Origin of the sequence: Sphingomonas profundi, from assembly GCF_009739515.1 — a bacterium.
In the GTDB taxonomy this organism is placed as follows: domain Bacteria; phylum Pseudomonadota; class Alphaproteobacteria; order Sphingomonadales; family Sphingomonadaceae; genus Alterirhizorhabdus; species Alterirhizorhabdus profundi.
Genome location: NZ_CP046535.1, coordinates 3,242,863 through 3,259,653, shown reverse-complemented (window position 1 = coordinate 3,259,653; position 16,791 = coordinate 3,242,863). Strand labels below are relative to the sequence as shown.

At 70.9% G+C, this 16,791-nt stretch carries 19 protein-coding genes; 15 read left to right on the top strand and 4 right to left on the bottom strand.

Annotated elements, in window-relative coordinates; genetic code table 11:
* Positions 1-134: 134 nt before the first annotated feature.
* From coxB to GNT64_RS15625, 12 genes are all read left to right on the top strand, one after another.
* Positions 135-1,274 (top strand): cytochrome c oxidase subunit II, encoded by a 1,140-nt coding sequence (gene coxB / locus GNT64_RS15675; protein ID WP_156680370.1) that lies wholly within the window; start codon positions 135-137, stop codon positions 1,272-1,274.
* Complete coding sequence (gene ctaD / locus GNT64_RS15670) at positions 1,271-2,917, top strand: cytochrome c oxidase subunit I (protein ID WP_156680369.1); 1,647 nt, start codon at positions 1,271-1,273, stop codon at positions 2,915-2,917. The genes coxB and ctaD overlap by 4 nt, the downstream gene beginning before the upstream one ends.
* A 116-nt stretch (positions 2,918-3,033) precedes the next feature.
* Positions 3,034-3,978 (top strand): heme o synthase, encoded by a 945-nt coding sequence (locus tag GNT64_RS15665; protein WP_197277024.1) that lies wholly within the window; start codon positions 3,034-3,036, stop codon positions 3,976-3,978.
* On the top strand, positions 3,975-4,106 hold the full coding sequence (locus GNT64_RS22200) for a hypothetical protein (RefSeq protein ID WP_277873237.1): 132 nt from the start codon (positions 3,975-3,977) through the stop codon (positions 4,104-4,106). The genes GNT64_RS15665 and GNT64_RS22200 overlap by 4 nt, the downstream gene beginning before the upstream one ends.
* Positions 4,106-4,675: a cytochrome c oxidase assembly protein gene (locus tag GNT64_RS15660; protein WP_156680368.1), complete on the top strand. Its 570-nt coding sequence runs from the start codon at positions 4,106-4,108 to the stop codon at positions 4,673-4,675. Before GNT64_RS22200 ends, GNT64_RS15660 begins: the two co-directional genes overlap by 1 nt.
* A gap of 36 nt (positions 4,676-4,711) precedes the next feature.
* Positions 4,712-5,533 carry a cytochrome c oxidase subunit 3 gene (locus GNT64_RS15655; RefSeq protein ID WP_156680367.1) on the top strand — a complete coding sequence of 274 codons (822 nt, stop codon included), beginning with the start codon at positions 4,712-4,714 and terminating at the stop codon, positions 5,531-5,533.
* Between the two features lie 2 nt (positions 5,534-5,535).
* Positions 5,536-6,063 carry a DUF3291 domain-containing protein gene (locus GNT64_RS15650; protein ID WP_231639043.1) on the top strand — a complete coding sequence of 176 codons (528 nt, stop codon included), beginning with the start codon at positions 5,536-5,538 and terminating at the stop codon, positions 6,061-6,063.
* Between the two features lie 13 nt (positions 6,064-6,076).
* Complete coding sequence (locus GNT64_RS15645) at positions 6,077-6,670, top strand: SURF1 family protein (protein WP_338420389.1); 594 nt, start codon at positions 6,077-6,079, stop codon at positions 6,668-6,670.
* A 56-nt stretch (positions 6,671-6,726) separates the two neighbouring features.
* Complete coding sequence (thrC, locus tag GNT64_RS15640) at positions 6,727-8,145, top strand: threonine synthase (protein ID WP_156680366.1); 1,419 nt, start codon at positions 6,727-6,729, stop codon at positions 8,143-8,145.
* Positions 8,142-9,371, top strand: coding sequence for a M16 family metallopeptidase (locus GNT64_RS15635; protein WP_156680365.1), 1,230 nt, complete (start codon positions 8,142-8,144; stop codon positions 9,369-9,371). The genes thrC and GNT64_RS15635 overlap by 4 nt, the downstream gene beginning before the upstream one ends.
* Positions 9,372-9,384: 13 nt before the next feature.
* A complete protein-coding gene (locus tag GNT64_RS15630; protein ID WP_156680364.1) occupies positions 9,385-10,257 on the top strand; it encodes a class I SAM-dependent methyltransferase in 873 nt (290 codons plus the stop codon).
* A gap of 38 nt (positions 10,258-10,295) precedes the next feature.
* Positions 10,296-10,826, top strand: coding sequence for an MAPEG family protein (locus GNT64_RS15625; protein ID WP_156680363.1), 531 nt, complete (start codon positions 10,296-10,298; stop codon positions 10,824-10,826).
* Positions 10,827-10,833: 7 nt separating this feature from the next.
* Here the strand turns inward: GNT64_RS15625 and GNT64_RS15620 are convergent, their stop codons facing one another.
* From GNT64_RS15620 to GNT64_RS15605, 4 genes are all read right to left on the bottom strand, one after another.
* Positions 10,834-11,721: a hypothetical protein gene (locus tag GNT64_RS15620; RefSeq protein WP_231639042.1), complete on the bottom strand. Its 888-nt coding sequence runs from the start codon at positions 11,719-11,721 to the stop codon at positions 10,834-10,836.
* Between the two features lie 344 nt (positions 11,722-12,065).
* On the bottom strand, positions 12,066-13,616 hold the full coding sequence (locus tag GNT64_RS15615) for an ABC transporter permease/substrate-binding protein (protein ID WP_156681687.1): 1,551 nt from the start codon (positions 13,614-13,616) through the stop codon (positions 12,066-12,068).
* Between the two features lie 346 nt (positions 13,617-13,962).
* Entirely contained in the window at positions 13,963-14,715 is a 753-nt protein-coding gene (locus GNT64_RS15610) for an ATP-binding cassette domain-containing protein (protein ID WP_156680362.1), read from the bottom strand.
* Complete coding sequence (locus GNT64_RS15605) at positions 14,712-15,002, bottom strand: 4a-hydroxytetrahydrobiopterin dehydratase (protein ID WP_156680361.1); 291 nt, start codon at positions 15,000-15,002, stop codon at positions 14,712-14,714. Before GNT64_RS15605 ends, GNT64_RS15610 begins: the two co-directional genes overlap by 4 nt.
* A 167-nt stretch (positions 15,003-15,169) precedes the next feature.
* On the opposite strand from GNT64_RS15605, the gene GNT64_RS15600 reads away from it, so the two are divergent.
* The 3 genes from GNT64_RS15600 to GNT64_RS15590 are packed head-to-tail and all read left to right on the top strand — an operon-like array spanning position 15,170 to position 16,784.
* On the top strand, positions 15,170-15,565 hold the full coding sequence (locus GNT64_RS15600; protein ID WP_197277023.1) for a metallopeptidase family protein: 396 nt from the start codon (positions 15,170-15,172) through the stop codon (positions 15,563-15,565).
* Entirely contained in the window at positions 15,562-16,140 is a 579-nt protein-coding gene (ccmA, locus tag GNT64_RS15595; RefSeq protein WP_156680360.1) for a heme ABC exporter ATP-binding protein CcmA, read from the top strand. Before GNT64_RS15600 ends, ccmA begins: the two co-directional genes overlap by 4 nt.
* A complete protein-coding gene (locus GNT64_RS15590) occupies positions 16,137-16,784 on the top strand; it encodes a heme exporter protein CcmB (protein WP_156680359.1) in 648 nt (215 codons plus the stop codon). Before ccmA ends, GNT64_RS15590 begins: the two co-directional genes overlap by 4 nt.
* The last annotated feature ends 7 nt before the right edge of the window (positions 16,785-16,791 follow it).

Here is a 16,791-nt window from a genome sequence, read left to right as displayed (position 1 = left end):
AGGCACGGCTTCAACCGCGCAGAAATTCATCTGGCATGGAGCTTGAGGCATGGCCGGGGCGCGCCTATAAGCCCGCGGATATGGATGCCCGGTCGGTATGGGACAGTGCCGCGAGAGGCACTTACGGGGGTACGATGAAGACGTTGAAAACGATCATGATGGCTCTGGCGCTGGTGGGCGCGCCGGCCGCCGCGCTGGCCCAGGCGGCCCCGGCCCCATCGCCGGTGCCGGCGGTGACGACGCCGGAGGCGGCCACCACCCCCGTTTCGCCGACCGCGGCGCCCACGCCGGGCGCCACCTCCGCCACGCCCGACGCCAAGGAAGCGGCCAAGGCGCCGACCGTGGCCGCCTATCCCAAGATCGCGCCGACGCCGGACATGGGCCAGCCGATCGAGGGCGGCTTCAAGATCCAGCCACAGGTGACGACCATCGGCGAGGATGCGCAGTGGTTCCACAACGTGGTGCTGATGCCGATCATCACCATCATCTGCATCTTCGTGCTGGCGCTGCTGGTGTGGGTGGTCTTCCGCTACCGCGCCGCCGCCAACCCGGTCCCCTCCAAGACCTCGCACAACACGCTGATCGAGATCGTCTGGACCCTGGCGCCGGTGCTGATCCTGCTGGTGATCGCGGTGCCCTCGATCCAGCTGCTCGCCAAGCAATATGCCCCGCCCAAGGCGGACCTGACGGTGAAGGTGATCGGCAACCAGTGGTACTGGACCTACCAATATCCCGATAACGGCGATTTCGAGCTCGTCTCGAACATGCTGAAGGAAGATGTCCGCAAGCCGGAGGACGGCCCCCGCCTGCTGGCGGTTGACGAGCGGATGGTGGTGCCGGTGGGCGCCGTGGTGAAGCTGATCGTCACCTCCAACGACGTGATCCACTCGTTCGCGGTGCCCGCCTTCTGGACCAAGATGGACGCGGTGCCCGGCCGCCTGAACGAGACGTGGTTCAAGGCCGATCGCCCCGGCGTCTACTACGGCCAGTGCTCGGAACTGTGCGGCGCGCGCCACGGCTTCATGCCGATCGCCGTCGACGTCGTCTCGCGCGAGCAGTTCGCCGCGTGGGTCGCCTCCAAGGGCGGCACGATGCCGGGCGCGCGCCCGGCCGCCAATCCGGACGCCACCTCGCCCGCGTCACCCGCCACCGCCGGCCCGGCGGCCCCCGCCGCGCCCGGACTGGCGACGCCGGCCCCGGCCATTCCCGCGACGGGCGGCAAGCCCGCCGTCACCTCGCAAGCAGCGACCGCGAACCAGGGTTCCCAGCCATGACCGATACGACGGCTTCGGCCAGCCACTTCCAGGCCGATCACGCGCATGAGCATCATCATGACGCCGATCACAAGCCGGCCTTCTTCGCCCGCTGGTTCATGTCGACGAACCACAAGGACATCGGCACGCTCTACCTGATCTTCGCGATTATCGCGGGCATCATCGGCGGCGCGATCTCCGGCCTGATGCGTGCCGAGCTGGCCGAGCCGGGCATCCAGTATCTGGAGGCCTGGTCCGGCGCGTCGGGCGACGCATCGCTGCACTTCTGGAACGTGCTGATCACCGCCCACGGCCTCATCATGGTGTTCTTCATGGTGATGCCGGCGATGATCGGCGGCTTCGGCAACTGGTTCGTGCCGATCATGATCGGCGCGCCGGACATGGCCTTCCCGCGCATGAACAACATCAGCTTCTGGCTGATCGTGCCGGCCTTCACGCTGCTGCTCGGCTCCGCCTTCGTCGGCGGCGCCGGCACCGGCTGGACGGTCTATGCGCCGCTCTCCACCTATGGCGAGCCTGGGCCCTCGGTGGACATGGCGATCCTGGCGCTGCACCTGGCGGGCGCTTCGTCGATCCTGGGCGCGATCAACTTCATCACGACCATCTTCAACATGCGCGCGCCGGGCATGACCCTGCACAAGATGCCGCTGTTCGCCTGGTCGGTGCTGATCACCGCCTTCCTGCTGCTGCTGGCGCTGCCCGTGCTCGCGGCCGCGATCACCATGCTTCTGACGGACCGCAACTTCGGCACGACCTTCTTCGATCCGGCCGGCGGTGGCGATCCGATCCTCTACCAGCATCTGTTCTGGTTCTTCGGCCACCCCGAGGTCTACATTATGATCCTGCCGGGCTTCGGCATGGTCAGCCACATCATCTCCACCTTCAGCCGCAAGCCGATCTTCGGCTATCTCGGCATGGCCTATGCCATGGTGGCGATCGGCGTGGTGGGCTTCATCGTGTGGGCGCACCACATGTTCACGACCGGCCTGGACGTGAACACGAAGATGTACTTCACCGCCGCCACGATGGTGATCGCGGTGCCCACCGGCATCAAGATCTTCTCCTGGATCGCGACGATGTGGGGCGGATCGCTGCGTTTCCCCACGCCGATGCTGTGGGCGATCGGCTTCATCTTCATGTTCACCGTGGGCGGCGTGACGGGCGTGGTGCTCGCCAATGGCGGCGTCGACAACTACATGCACGACACCTATTATGTAGTGGCGCACTTCCACTACGTGCTGTCGCTGGGCGCCGTGTTCTCGCTGTTCGCCGGCTTCTACTACTGGTTCGCCAAGATGTGGGGCCGCCAGTATAACGAGTTGCTGGGGCAGATCCATTTCTGGATGTTCTTCGTCGGCGTGAACGTGCTGTTCTTCCCGATGCACTTCCTGGGTCTGGACGGCATGCCGCGCCGCATCCCCGATTATCCGGATGCGTTCCGCGAGTATAACCACCTCGCCACGATCGGTTACATGATCATGGCTGCCAGCATGGTGGTGTTCTTCGTCAACATCTTCTACTCGCTGTTCGCCGGCAAGCGGGTGGGCAACAGCCCGTGGGGCGAGGGTGCGACGACGCTGGAGTGGACGCTCTCCAGCCCGCCGCCCTACCACCAGTTCGAGACGCTGCCGCGGATCGACTAAGCGGGGCGGGCAGGAGTATCGCGGCCGGTCCGGACGATCGCCCTCGGGCAGCGTCCGGGCCGCCCGCGTTTCGGGTCGCCGCCGGGTTCGGCGAGCGGCGTGTGCGGATCGGGACCATGATGACGACAGGCACCCTCAGCGAGATGCGCGGCCCGGGCGCCGCCGCCGGCCTGCCGGCCGAGTGGCGCGATTTCCTGGCGCTGACCAAGCCGCGCGTGATGACGCTGGTGGTGTTCACCGGCCTGTGCGGGCTGCTGGCGGCGCCCGCATCGATCCACCCGGTGCTGGCCTTCACCGCCATATTGTGCATCGCGCTGGGCGCGGGCGCGGCCGGCGCGCTAAACCAGTGGTATGAGGCGGATATCGACGCCATGATGCGGCGCACCGCCGGCCGGCCGCTGCCGGCGGGGCGGATGGATCGGCAGTCCGCCCTGCACTTCGGCGTCGGCCTCGCCAGCTTCTCGGTGCTGCTGATGGGGCTGGCGGTGAACCTGCTCGCCGCGGCGATCCTGCTCGCCTCCATCCTGTTCTACGTGCTGGTCTACACCGTGTGGCTGAAGCGGCGGACGTCGCAGAACATCGTCATCGGCGGTGCGGCCGGCGCCTTCCCGGCGCTGATCGGCTGGGCCGCCGCGACCGGGCGGGTGGATGTGCTGCCGGTGCTGCTGTTCGCCCTCGTCTTCCTCTGGACGCCGCCGCATTTCTGGTCGCTCGCTCTGTTCGTGAACACTGATTACGCCAATGCCGGCGTGCCGATGCTGCCGGTGGTCGCCGGGCGGCGCGCCACCCGGGCGCAGGTGCTGCTCTACAGCCTGCCGATGGCGGCGGTGGCGATCGCCCCTTACGCTTTAGGGCTGGCGGGTGCGCTGTACGGCACCGTCGCCGGTGCGCTGAGCCTCGTCTTCGTGGCGCTCGCCGTGCGCGTGGCCGTCAGCCGCGAGACGGATCAGGCGGCGATGAAGGCGGAGCGGCGGCTGTTCGCCTTCTCGATCCTCTACCTCTTCCTCGTGTTCGGCGCGCTCGTCGCCGACCATTGGGCCTTCAGCGGGATCATCGCATGACCAAGCCGCCGTTCGACGACGTCGCCGAGATCCGCCGGCGCCAGCGCAGCCGATCGATCGCGATGGCGCTGGTGCTGGGCGCGCTGGTGGTGCTGTTCTACGCCATCTCCATCGCGAAGATGAGCTGATGGCGGCGCCCGCAGCCCGCAGCCTCGCCGATCGCAACAAGCGCGTCGGCCTCGTGATGCTCGCCGTAGCGCTGGCGATGGTGGGGCTCGGCTATGCCAGCGTGCCGCTCTACCGCATGTTCTGCCAGGCGACCGGCTTCGGCGGCACCACCCAGCGCGCGGAAGGCAAGGACGCGCCGGGCGCCGTCGTCGGCAAGATCATCAACGTGCGCTTCGACGCCAACGTAGCGCCCGCGATGCCGTGGACGTTCGAGCCCGAGCAGCGGGTGGAGCGGGTGGCGGTGGGCGCGCGCGAGATGGCCTTCTTCAACGCCACCAACGAGAGCGACCGGCCGATCACCGGCCATGCCAGCTTCAACGTGACGCCGGAGCAGGCGGGGAAATATTTCACCAAGATCCAGTGCTTCTGCTTCACCCAGCAGACGCTGAAGCCCGGCGAATCGATCCGCATGCCGGTGATCTACTATGTCGATCCCAAGCTGATCGACGATCCGGACGCGAACGACATCAGCGAAATCACCCTCAGCTACACCTTCTTCCCGGTGGATTCGGACAAGACGGCCGGTTAAGGGTCGGGACAAAGACAGGCATATCAGGGGCACCATATGGCCGGCGCGAAGAACCACGATTATCACATCCTGCCACCCAGCCCGTGGCCGTTCGTCGGCTCGATGTCGGCGCTGGTGATGGCGGCCGGCGCGATCATGTGGATGCATTCGGTGCATTTCGGCGGATTCGTGTTCTTCGCGGGCGTGGCCGGCGTGCTCGGCACGATGTTCGGCTGGTGGTCCGACGTGATCCGCGAGGCGCACCACGGCGATCACACGCCCGTCGTCGCGCTGCACCTGCGCTACGGCATGATCCTGTTCATCGCATCCGAGGTGATGTTCTTCGTCGGCTGGTTCTGGGCCTTCTTCGATTTCTCACTGTTCCCCTCCACGGTGGAGGCGGTCGGCGGTACCTGGCCGCCCAAGGGCATCGAGGTGATCGATCCGTTCGCCTTTCCGCTGCTGAACACGATGATCCTGCTCTGCTCGGGCACCACCGTCACCTGGGCGCATCACGCGCTGCTGCACGGCGATCGCAAGGGGCTGAAGACCGGCCTGTGGCTCACGATCGGCCTGGGCCTGCTGTTCTCGTGCATTCAGGCCTATGAGTATATCCACGCGCCGTTCGCCTTCAAGGGCATCAACTACGGCGCCTCCTTCTTCATGGCGACCGGGTTCCACGGCTTCCACGTGCTGATTGGCACGATCTTCCTGATCGTCTGCCTGATCCGCACCTACAAGGGCGACTTCACGCCGAAGCAGCATTTCGGCTTCGAGGCGGCGGCCTGGTACTGGCACTTCGTCGACGTGGTGTGGCTGTTCCTGTTCGTCTCCATCTACGTCTGGGGCGGCTGGGGCGCGCCGATCCACGCCGGCTGACGGTGGATCGCGGCCGATCCATCACGGGGGACTGGCATCTCGCGCAGGTCAATGTCGGGCGGCTCGTCGCACCGCCCGACGATCCAAGGGTCGCCGAGTTCGTTTCCGCGCTGGCGGCGGTGAATGCGCTGGCCGATGCCGCGCCGGGCTTCGTCTGGCGGCTGGCCGACGACAGCGGCGAGGGGGCCATCGCCCTGCGGCCCACCGCCGATCCGCAGTTCGCGATCAACATGTCGGTGTGGACCGACGCCGATGCGCTGTTCGACTTCGTCTATCGCAGCGCCCACACGCCGTGGATGGCGCGGCGCCGCGCCTGGTTCGAGCGGTTCGAGGGGGCCTATCAGGCGCTCTGGTGGATCCCGGCCGGCACCATCCCCACGATCGAGGACGGGCTGGCGCGACTGTGGCGGCTCGATCGCTACGGCCCGACGCCGCAGGCCTTCACCTTCAAGGCGCGCTTCCCCGCGCATGGCCAGGCCGGGCCGCCGGTCGATCACCGGCCCGATCCCTGGTGCGTCGGCAACGCCTGACGCCGCCGCCCGCATGATGCGCCGCCTGCCGCTGTGGCCGACGCTGATCGTCGGGCTCGCCGTCGCCCTGATGGTGGCGCTGGGCGTGTGGCAGATCCGCCGCGCGCACTGGAAGGAGGCGTTGCTGGCGCAATATGCGACCGCCGCCGGGCGGCCGCCGATCGCCTTTCCCGCCGTGCCGCCGACGGACGGCAGCCTGCTGTTCCGTCGCGCGTCCGCCATGTGCCTGCAACCGACGGCATGGAGCGCGCGCGCCGGCAGCAACCGCGCCGGCGAGCCCGGCTGGCGGCACCTGGCGCTGTGCCGCACCGGCGCGGAAGGGCCGGGGATGCTGGTCGATTTCGGCTGGTCGCGCGATTTCGCGGCGCCGGCCGGCGCGCGCGGCGGCCGCGTCTCCGGCGTCATCGACAGCGATCGCGACCATATCCTGCTGCTGGTGGCGGAGACGCCCGCGCCGGGGCTGGCGCCGAGCGCGCGCCCTTCGCCCGAGAACATCCCGAACAACCATCGCGCCTATGCCGTGCAGTGGTTCCTGTTCGCGATCGTGGCGCTGGCCGTCTACGCCGTGGCGCTGCGCCAGCGATGGATCGGCCGGCCGCCCAAGTGAGCCGCCGCCGGGATTCGGTTGCCGCTGGCCCCGGCGCCGTATAAGGCCCGCCGGTCATGCGCTACATCAGCACCCGCGGCAACGCCCCCGCGCTCGACTTCGAGAACGTCACCCTCGCCGGCCTCGCCGCCGATGGCGGGCTCTACGTGCCCGAGCGGTGGCCGTCCTTCACGGCGGCCGAGATCGCCGATCTGGCCGGCCTCTCCTATGTCGAGACGGCCGTGCGGGTGATGGCCCCGTTCGTCGGCGACGCGCTGACGCAAGACGAGCTGCGCGCGCTGTGCACCGAGGCCTATGGCCGCTTCGATCATGCCGCCGTCACCCCGCTGGTGCAGCTGGATGGGCGCAACTGGCTGCTCGAGCTGTTCCACGGCCCGACCCTGGCCTTCAAGGACGTCGCGCTGCAGCTGCTGGGCCTGCTGTTCGAGCGGTTCCTGGCCGGCCGCGACACGCATTTGACGGTGGTCGGCGCGACATCCGGCGACACCGGCTCCGCCGCGATCGACGCGCTGGCGGGCCGCGCGAAGGTGGACATCTTCATGCTCCACCCGGCCGGCCGCGTCTCCGACGTGCAGCGTCGCCAGATGACGACGGTGTTGGCGCCCAACGTGCACAACATCGCCATCGACGGCAGCTTCGACGATGCGCAGGCGCTGGTGAAGGCGATGTTCGCCGATCGCGGTTTCGCCGGCCGCTTCGCCCTGTCCGCCGTCAATTCGATCAACTGGGCACGGCTGATGGCGCAGGTGGTCTATTACTTCTACGCCGCCGTGCGCCTGGGCGCGCCCGAACGGCCGGTCGCCTTCTCGGTGCCGACGGGCAATTTCGGCGACGTGTTCGCGGGCTACGTCGCGCAGCGGATGGGCCTGCCGGTCGCCCGGCTGATCGTGGCGACCAACGTGAACGACATCCTGCACCGCGCACTCTCGGCCGGCGACTATTCGGTCGGCACGGTGACGCCCACGGCCGCACCCTCGATGGACATCCAGGTCAGCAGCAATTTCGAGCGGCTGCTGTTCGATCTGCACGGCCGCGACGGCGCCGCGCTCGCCGCGACGATGACGGGGTTCGAGGCGAGCCGATCGCTGGCGATCGCGCCGGCGATGCGCGAGGAGGCGGCCGGCCTGTTCACCAGCGCGCGGATCGATCCCGATGCGATGGCGCTGGCGATGCGCTCCGCCTCGCAGACGGCGTGCATGCTGATCGATCCGCACACCGCGATCGGCCTGGCCGCCGCGCGGGCCGCCGAATTGCCGGACGTGATCCCGATCGTCACCCTGGCGACGGCACACCCGGCCAAGTTCCGCGATGCGGTTGAGCGGGCGACCGGCCAGCGGCCGGTGCTGCCGGCGCGGATCGGCGGCCTGTTCGAGCGGGAGGAGCGTTTCGCCTCGCTGCCAGCCGATCTGGCCGCGATCGAGAACTATGTCGCCGCGCGGGCGGTGCCGGCGGAGCGGGTGGCCATTCCCGCATGACGGCGCGGCTGCATCGCCTCGCCAACGGCCTCACCGTGGCGGTGGAGCCGATGGCCGGGGTCGAGACGCTCTCCGTGGGCCTCTATGCCGATGTGGGCGCGCGATCGGAGCCGCAGGACCTCTCCGGCCTCGCCCACATGGTCGAGCATATGCTGTTCAAGGGCGCCGGTCCGCGCGACGCCAAGGCCATCGCCGAGGATATCGAGGATGTCGGCGGATCGCTGAATGCGTGGACGGCGCGTGACCATACCGTGTTCCACGCCCGCCTGCTCGCGCCCGATCTGCCGCTGGGCGTGGAGATGATCGCCGATCTGGTGCGCCGCCCGCACCTGGATGCCGACGAGCTGGAGCGCGAGAAGGGCGTGGTGCTGGCCGAACTTGGCGAGGCACGCGACACGCCGGACGACATCATCTTCGATCACCTGCAATCCGCCGCCTTTCCCGGCCAGAGCCTGGGGCGGCCGGTGCTCGGCGCGGAGGGGACGATCGCCGCGATCGACGTGGCGGCGCTGCGCGACTGGACGACGACGCGCTACCGCCCGGCCCGGCTGGTGCTGGCGGCGGCCGGCAAGGTGGACGAGGATGCGCTGCTGCGGCTGGCCGAGGATCGTTTCGGCGACATGGCGGCGGGGGCGCCGCCGGGCGATCAGGCCGGGCGGTTCGGCGGCGGCAGGCATCACGACCGGCGCAGGTTCGATCAGCTGCACGTGGCGCTGGCGTTTCCAGGGCTGGGCCACGCGCATCCGGACGTGTTCGCCCTCTCGCTCTACGCGGCGGCGGCGGGGGGCGGCATGTCCTCCCGGCTGTTCCAGCAGCTGCGCGAGGAGCGCGGGCTCGCCTACAGCATCTACGCCTGGACGCAGAGCTATGCCGAGACCGGGTTGTTCGGCGTCTACTGCGCGGCCGCCCGCCCGCAGGCGGCCGAGGCGCTGGCGCTGACCCGCGACATCCTGGCCCGCACCGCCGAGACGCTGAGCGAGGCGGAGCTGACGCGGGCGAAGGCGCAGGCCCGCGCCGGGCTGCTGATGGGGCTGGAAGGGGTGGGCGCGCGCTGCGACCATCTCGCCCGGCAGATCCAGATCCACGGCCGTATCGTGCCGCCGGCCGAGACCGTGGCGCAGATCGACGCCGTCACGCTCGCCCAGGCGCGGGCGGCGGGGCAGGCGGCGCTGGCCGGCGGCGAGGCGCTGGCGACCGTCGGCGGCAAGCTCGCCAAGGCCGCCTGAGGCGCGGCGGGCCGTGCAGCTGACCACCCTCGTCACCGAGCCATGGGCCGATTACGGCCTGATCGACAGCGGCCACGGCCGCAAGTGGGAGCGGTTCGGCCGCTTCAGCTTCATCCGGCCGGAACCGCAGGCGATGTGGCCGCCGGCGCGGGCCGACTGGCAGGCCGATGGCGACTTCATCGCCGCATCGGACGAGGATGGCGGCGGCAAGTGGCACCTCTCGCGCGATGTGCCGCGCGGCGGCTGGCACCTGCGCTGGGAGGAGGCGCGCTTCCTCGCCCAGAACACGCCGTTCCGCCACCTCGCTTTCTTTCCCGACATGGCGCCGCAGTGGGAGTGGATGCGCGAGCGGACCGGCGAAGGCGACGAGGTGCTGAACCTGTTCGGCTATACCGGTGTCGGCAGCCTGGCGTTGGCGGCGAAGGGCGCGCGGATCACCCATGTCGATGCGTCCAAGAAGTCGGTCGAGGCGGGCAAGGAGAATGCGTTTCTTAGCGACATGGCCGATCGCCCGATCCGCTGGATGGTGGACGATGCGGTGAAGTTCGCCGCGCGCGAGGTGCGGCGGCAGCGGCGCTACGACGGCATCCTGCTCGATCCGCCGAAGTTCGGGCGCGGGCCGGACGGCGAGGTGTGGAGGCTGGAGGAGCATCTGCCCGGCCTGATCGCCCACTGCCGCAACCTGCTGGACGCGAACTCGAAATATCTGGTGCTGACGGTGTATGCGGTGCGCATGTCGGCGCTGGCGATCGCGGAGCTGCTGCGGCAGGCGACCGCCGAGCTTGGCGGCCGGGTGGAAGCGGGCGAGATGGCGGTGCGCGAGGAAGCGCGCGGGCTGCTGCTGCCGACGGCGATCTTCGCGCGGTGGGTGCGGGACGAGACGTAGCCGGCGATCGGACCGCGATCGGATAAGGGCGGGGCATCATGGCGATGCGGAGCTTCAGGCGCGAGCAGCGCGGCGTGGCGGTGGCGATGGCTATCGCGCTGGGCATCACGATCGTCGCGCTCGGCCTCGCCGCGACGCTCGATCGGGGCGCCGCTCAGGTGCCGTTCGCCCTGCGCCTCCGGTCCGCCTTGCGCGCCGATCTGCTCGTGATCGGCTGGCTGGCGGCGACGATCGCGAACGTCGCGCGGCTGCGCTTCCTGTCCGAACGCGACATCGCCGGCAGCGCTGGCGAGGCGGGATCGGACGAGGTTCGACGGGCGGGCGCGATCCTGCAAAACACGCTCGAGCAGGTGGTGCCGGCGGTCTGCGCCCACATGATCGTGGCCGCCACGTTCGCCCGGCCCGAGCCGCTCGTCTGGACTATGGCCGGCCTGTTCGCCATCGGCCGGCTGCTGTTCTGGGCAGGGTATCGGCGCGGTGCCACGGGCCGGGCGCTCGGCTTCGGCCTGACCTTCTACCCCAGCGTCGCCGGCCTCATCGCGGCGGCCGCCGTCATGCTGGCGGGATGACGCGGCGTCACACGTCAGTGGGGGCCGACACCATCATGTAGGCGAGCATCGCGTTCCGCGGGCTCGGGCGCAGCACGCTGGCGCCGTCGCTCTGGCGGTTCAGCGCCAGCATCACGTCGGAGGGCGCCTGGCGGGATGTCGAGGCGGGCAGGTCCACCAGCTTGACGTCGGAGGGCGGCGCGTCGCTGAGCGGGGTGCTGGTGGGGGAGATGGAGGCGGCGAGGCTCGCCATCCGGATCGGCGCGGTCACGGCGTCGGTATCCACCGGCCCCTCGATCTTGCGGCCCATCAGCGCGTACAGATCGGCAAAGCTGCGGGGTGCGCCGGACCTGGTGTAGAACAGGCCGCGGTTCGCCGCCGCCTCGCGCGGGAAGATCGACGCGGCGGGCGCATCCGGGCTGGCGGCGGCCGCCCGCAGGAACTTCTTGGCGCCGGCGAGGCCGAGGAAGTGACCGAAATAGAGGTCGGTCGCGTTCGCCTCACGGCCGAGCGCGCTCTGCAGGCCGGCGGCATTGTCCTGCGCATATTCGCCGGCCATCAGGGCGGAGGCGGTGGGATCGCGGCGCAGCGCGTTGATGGCGGCCTTCGCATCCGGATCGGAGACGGTGTAGCCGCCGCCCGGCCGCGCCTTGATGGCGTCGGCCGCCCAGCCATAGCCATGCTCGGCGCCATGCTGCTTCAGCACGCCCAGCCAGCTCTGATCGATGAACTGGTAGAGGCCGGTGGCGGAGGAGTTGCCCGCCTTGGCGTTGGGGTTGAGCCCGCTCTCGCTGCGCGCCTGGTTGAACAGGTAGGAGAAGCTGGCGCCGGTGCGCTGCGCCGCATCGGCGATGGCGAGGCGGACGGATGCGCGATCCTCCGCTGCCCTGCCGTTGCCGATCCGCGACGTCTGCACCCGCTATCCTCGATATGGTTCGAAACGGACCATGCGCGCGACGGGTTAACGAAAGCTTGTCGCAGCAGGCGCGACGCGACGATGCAGGTAGACGTTGGTCGAGGGCTTGGCCGGGATGCTTGCGGCGGGTGGATCAGGCACATGCGGCGAAGGTCGGGGCGGGGGGCCACCTGGCGGCGCGCCCTTTCATGCATCCCCGTCCGGCTCCTTACCCCGAGCGAAGTCGAGGGGCGGCCGTTCTCGTTCGCGCGCGACGGCCGAGCGTGTCTCGACTTCGCTCGACACATGGGAAGAAGGGGCCGGTGCGCCGGGAAGCGATCTCGCGATCGTCGCGGCGGCGCGGGTCAGGGCGTCGCTTCCCGGCGCGCGATCCGGCTATCCAGCCAGCGTGCGGCGTCGTCCGGCGTCGACTTGCCCGTCTCGCGATCGACCATGTAGTTCGCCTCGCGCATCGCCGTCACCGGGATCGCGCCGATCAGCGGGCGCAGCGCGGCGATGAAACGGGCGTCGCGGGCGCGGGCCGGGCTGGCCAGCAGCAGCGCGTCATAGCCGGGCAGGGCGTGGCGGGGATCGGCGAGCACCGTCAGCCGGTCCGCCGCGATGCGGCCGTCGGACGAGAAGGCGGCGATCACGTCCGCCCGGCCGGAGGCGAGCGCGCGGTACATGAAGGTGGGGCTGTAGGCGCGCGTCTCGGCGAAGCGCAGGCGATAGGCGTCGCGCACCGCCCGCCACTCCGGCCGGTCGAGGAATTCGAGATCGGCGGCAAGCCGCAGCCGCGGCGCGACGGCGGCGAGATCGGCGATCGAGCGGACCCCCGCGTCGGCCGCCGCGCGCTCGCCCATCGCCAGCGCATAGGCATTCTCGAAGCCGAGCGGGCCGACCAGACGGGTGCCGGCGCCCGCCCGCATCCAGGCGGCGATGCCGGCGATCATCGGCCCGCGCGGCGGCGTGTCGGCGCGCGCCATCAGCGTCGTCCACAAGGTGCCCGAATAATCGACGTAGACGTCGATGTCCCCTCCGGTGAGCGCGCGGTAGGCGACCACCGAGCCGAGCCCCTCCTTGTAGCGCACCGCATAGCCGGCCGCTTCCAGCCGGTGGCCGATCAGCCGGGCGAGGATATACTGCTCGGAGAAGTTCTTCGCGCCGATCACCACCTCGGCCCGACGGGGTGCGAGCGCGGGCAGGGCGGCGGCGCCGACGCCCAGGCCGAGCACCGCCAGCGGCAGCACGACGCGCCAGCGCCGCCGCGTGGCGATGCCGTTCTCGGCCAGGCCGAGCAGCGCATCCACCAGCAGCGCGAGTGCGGCGGCGGCGAGGCAGCCGGAGACGACGAGCGCGATCGTCTCCGTCTGCAAGCCGGCGAAGATGAGGTTGCCGAGGCTCGGCTGGCCGACGGTGGTGGCGAGCGTCGCCGCGCCGATCGTCCAGACGGCGGCTGTGCGGATGCCGGCCATGGCGACGGGCGCGGCGAGCGGTATCTCGACCAGCCGCAGCCTCTGCCGCGGCGTCATGCCGACGCCGTCGGCCGCCTCGATCACCGCCGGATCGATGGCGGACAGGCCGGCGATCGTGTTCCGCAGGATCGGCAGCAGCGCGTAGAGCGCCAGCGCCAGCAGCGATGGCAGGAAGCCGAGCGCCGGTATGCCGCCGCCGACCAGCGCCGACAGGCCGAGCAGCAGCGGGTAGAACAGGGCCAGCAAGGCGAGGCCGGGGATCGTCTGGACGAGGCTGGCGATGCCGAGCGAGACCTGCCGCAGCCGCGGCCGCCGCGCGGCGGCGAGCGCGAGCGGCAGCCCGACTGCCAGCGCCGCGGCCAGCGCCGCCGACGAGAGCAGCACGTGCGCGGCGAACAAGGCGGGCAGCTGGCCGACCGCATCGGCGTAGGCGGCGGGGATCACGGCCGGCCTCGCATCGCGGCGGGGCAGGCCACACTCGCCGCACCCCCTAAGGTCGTCCCGGCGAAAGCCGGGATCCACGGACAAGGCGCACCCGAGAAGCTGGCCGGACACTCGCAACCATCCGCCACCTCCCCGTCGCTGCGGCACAGGCGGAGGCCCGTAGCTCGATCCGCACAGGGCAGCGTCCGAGCGACTGGATATGTCGGGTCCGGGTGTCGTGAGCCAGCGCCGGGTGTCGTCCGCGCACCGCCGTCCATGGATCCCGGATCAAGTCCGGGATGACGGGGGGATCGGGGCGGGGGAACGACACCACCGGCGGGGCGGCGCGCGATCGCGGGGCGGCTCACTCGGCCAGAGCCCGCAGCCGCTCGGCCTGGCGGCGGGGCACGTCCACCAGGGCGGCGGCCTCGGCGCCGGCCGTGCCCGCCAGCATGGCCGCTGGCAGCGCATCGGCGACGAGCGCGCCACGCGCCATCACCAGGATGCGATCGGCCATCAGCAGCGCCTCGGCCATGTCGTGCGTCACCATCAGGGTGGTGAGGCCGAGCCGGTCGTGCAATGCGCGGTACGTCTCGCACAGCCGGTCGCGCGTGACCGGATCGAGCGCACCGAACGGCTCGTCCAGCAGCATCAGCGTGGCGCCGCCGGCCAGCGCCCGTGCCACGCCGACGCGCTGCCGCTGCCCGCCGGAGAGCTGCGCCGGCATGCGCCGCGCGTGATCGGCGGCGAGGCCGACCTGATCGAGCAGCGCCGCCACGTCCGCCGGCGGGCCGCCGGCCAGGCGCGGCACGATCGCGATATTCTCCGCCACGCTCATGTGCGGGAACAGGCCGACATGCTGGAAGGCGTAGCCGATCCGCCGTCTCAGCGCCGGGGCGGCGCCGGCGGCGACATCCTCGCCGTCGATCGTCACGCGGCCGGCATCGGGCTCCACCAGCCGGTTGACTGTCTTCAGCAGGGTGGACTTGCCCGATCCCGACGCGCCGACCAGCGCCACGAAGCTGCCGCCGGCGACCTCGGCGGAGACGCCCGCCACTGCGGCCACACCGCCATAATGCTTCGCCACACCCTCGAAGCGGACGGCCGGACCGCTCACCCGGCCAGCGCGTCGATGGCTTCGGCCAGCACGATGTCGCGGGTGGAGAGGCCGCCGGCATCGTGGGTGGTGAGCACGATGTCGACGCGGTTCCACACGTTGGTCCACTCGGGATGATGGTCCATCTTCTCGGCCAGCAGCGCCACCCGCGTCATGAACGAGAAGGCTTCGGGAAAGTCGGCGAAGACGAAGCGGCGGGCGATCGCGTCGCGCGCATCGTCATAGTCCCAGTCCTCCAGGCCATCCAGCGCGTCGGCGCGCTCCTCCTCGGTCAGGGCTTCGATCATCGCATCGTCCGTCGCTGGCGTCGTTGGTCCGCTATGCCTACAGCATGGCGCCGGACCCTAGAGCGGTTTCCACCTGTGTGGAACCGCTCCGGTCGGTTGTTTGCCGCGGTTGTCGGAGCGGCAGGTGATTCCACCTGCCTTGCGACCGCTCTGGAAGGACGAATGGAGTGGCCGAAACCTTCGCCCCCGACGCCGCGACGATCGAGCGGCTGGCGCGCGCCACGCTGGCGCGGCTGCCCGCCGCCTTCCGCGCGCATCTGGGCGAGATCGTGCTGCGCGTCGAGGAGTTCGCCGACGAGGACGTGCTGGCCGAGATGGGGTTCGAGGATGCCTTCGAGCTGACCGGCCTCTACACCGGGCGGCCGGTTGGCGAGAAATCGGTGATGGATCATGGCGCCATGCCCGACATGATCCACCTCTACCGCCGCCCGCTGATCGACGAGTGGGCGGAGACCGGCGTCGCGCTGGAGGCGCTGGTGGCGCATGTGCTGATCCACGAGGTGGGCCACCATTTCGGCCTGTCCGACGCGGACATGCATGCGCTGGAGGAGGCCGCCGCGTGAGCGGGGCGGCGCTGGCGTTCGAGCGGGTGGCGTGCCTGCGCGGGCAGCGGCTGCTGTTCGAGGGGGTGAGCTTCGCCCTGGCCGCCGGCGAGGCGGCGCTGGTGACGGGGCCGAACGGCGTCGGCAAATCGAGCCTGCTGCGGCTGGCGGCGGGGCTGCTGACCCCGGCGGCCGGGCGCGTCGCGCGGGCGGGCGGCGTGGCGCTGGCGAACGAAACGCACGCGCTCGACCGCAACCTGTCACTGCGCGCGGCGCTGGGCCACTGGGCGGCGATCGATGGGCGGCCGATCGCGGCGGTGGACGCGGCGCTGGCGGCGGTGGACCTGGCCGCCATCGCCGAGGTGCCGGTGCGGATGCTCTCGACCGGACAGGCCCGGCGCGCCACCCTGGCGCGGGTGATCGCCGGGGCGGCCCGCATCTGGCTGCTGGACGAGCCGGGCAACGGGCTGGATCGCGCCTCGCTCGATCGGCTGGCGGCGGCGATGGCGGCGCACCGGGCGACCGGCGGCATCATCGTGGCGGCGACGCACCAGCCGCTTGGCCTGTCCGACGCGCGGCCGATCGCGCTGGCATGAGGATCCTGGCGCTGATCCTGTGGCGCGACCTGCGCCGCGCCTTCGAGGGCGGCGGCGGCGCGCTGCCGCTGATCTTCTTCCTGCTCGTCGCCACCCTGTTTCCGTTCGCGGTGGGGCCGGATGGCGCGCTGCTGGCGAAGGCCGGCGGCGGCGCGCTGTGGATGGCGGCGCTGCTGGCGGCGCTGCTGCCGGTCGACCGGCTGATCGCGCCCGATGCCGAGGCGGGCGTGCTCGATCAGTTCGCCGTGCGCGGCACGCCCGAGGAATCGGTGGCGGCGGCGAAGCTGGCGGCGCACTGGCTGAGCTTCGGGCCGCCGCTGATGGTGGCGGCGCTGCCGGCGGCGGCCCTGCTGAAGCTGGACGGCGGCACGCTGCTGCGGCTGGAGGCCGGCCTCGCCATCGGCACGCCCGGCCTCGCCGCACTGGCGCTGACGACGAGTGCGCTGACCCTGGGCCTGCGCGGGGCGGGGGCGCTGGCGGGGCTGGTGATGCTGCCGCTGGCGGTGCCGATCCTGATCTTCGGCGCGGGCGCGCTGGGCGGGCAGGGCGCCGGCGCGCTGAAGCTGCTGGCCGCCGCCTCGCTGCTGCTGGTGGCCGGCGCCCCCTTCGCCGCCGGCGCGGCGCTGCGCGCGGCGCGGGAGTAGGCGGGTG